Below are 1,078 nucleotides of genomic sequence, written 5' to 3'. Positions count from 1 at the left end.
GGATTCGCCGCTAGGCCGGACGGGCCAGCGGACGGGCGGGAGTGCCGAAGAGCTGGGCGTCGGCGTGGGCGCGCTTGAAGAACAAGTGCGCGTCGTGCTCCCAGGTGATCGCGATACCGCCGTGCATCTGGACGGTCTCGGACACCACCGAGTTGAAGGTGTCGATGGCATGCAGGCGGGCGGACTGCACGTCGACGGCCTCGACCGCACCTTCGGCCAGGCCCGCGATGGCCAGGTACGCGATGGAACGGGTCGACTCGACCAGCACGTACATATCGGCCATGCGGTGCTTGAGCGCCTGGAAGCTGCCGATCGGGCGACCGAACTGCACACGGGACTTGGAGTACTCGACGGTCATGTCGAGGCACTGCTCGGCCGCGCCGAGCTGCTCGGCAACCACTGCCGCCCAGGCGATTTCACGCAGCCGTGCGACATTCAGCTCGCCCAGCGGACGGGCCTCGACCGAATCGAAGTCGATGCGCGCCAGCTTGCGGGTCGGATCCTGGGTGACGACCGCGGTGCGGGTGACGCCCGCGGCCGTGCCGTCCACCTCGAACATGCCCGCGGCGGTCAGCACCAGCAGGGTGTCGGCGTGCACGCCGTCCAGCACGTAATGCGCGGAGCCCGAGAGCTTTTCGCCCTCGGCGGTGACCCCGAACGAGTCCCAGCCGCGCGGCCCGGCCCAGCACAGCGCCAGCGTGCGGACACCCTCGGCGACCTCCGGCAGCAGCCGCTCATTGGCCTCGGCGTTCCCGGCCAGCAGCAGCGCCTGCACACCCAGCACGGCCGAGCCGAGCATGGGCGGCGCGGACAGCGTGCGCCCGAGCTCCTCGACCACCAGCAGGGACTCGACCAGACCGACCCCGACGCCGCCGAACTCCTCCGGAATCGCCAGCGCGGCGACACCGACCTGCTCGCACAACAGCTTCCACAGCTGCTCGTCGTAGCCGCGCTCGCTCTCCAGCCCGCGCCGCATGGCCGCGCTGTCCCCGTGCTTGGCCAGCACCGCGCGCACGGTGGTCGCGAGTTCCTGCTGTTCGGCGGTGAGGCTCATGCCTTCGCTCCCATGTCGTAGAAG

The 1,078-nt window shown here is 70.3% G+C and carries 1 protein-coding gene; it reads right to left on the bottom strand.

Features of this window, described 5'->3' with window-relative positions; all coding sequences use genetic code 11:
* Window positions 1-10: 10 nt before the first annotated feature.
* Window positions 11-1,054, bottom strand: a complete 1,044-nt coding sequence (locus tag ACFXN1_RS51900; RefSeq protein ID WP_379437902.1) for an acyl-CoA dehydrogenase family protein — start codon at window positions 1,052-1,054, stop codon at window positions 11-13.
* Window positions 1,055-1,078: the final 24 nt, after the last annotated feature.

The organism is Nocardia sp. NPDC059154, assembly GCF_042755705.1.
Taxonomy (GTDB): Bacteria; Actinomycetota; Actinomycetes; order Mycobacteriales; family Mycobacteriaceae; genus Nocardia.
The sequence above is the reverse complement of the archived record's forward strand: the minus strand, read 5'-3'. Positions and strand labels throughout refer to the sequence as shown.

Bases quoted from the DNA above. Each gene is read 5' to 3' on its own strand.
- ACFXN1_RS51900 (WP_379437902.1), bottom strand. From the start codon at position 1,054: ATGAGCCTCACCGCCGAACAGCAGGAACTCGCGACCACCGTGCGCGCG.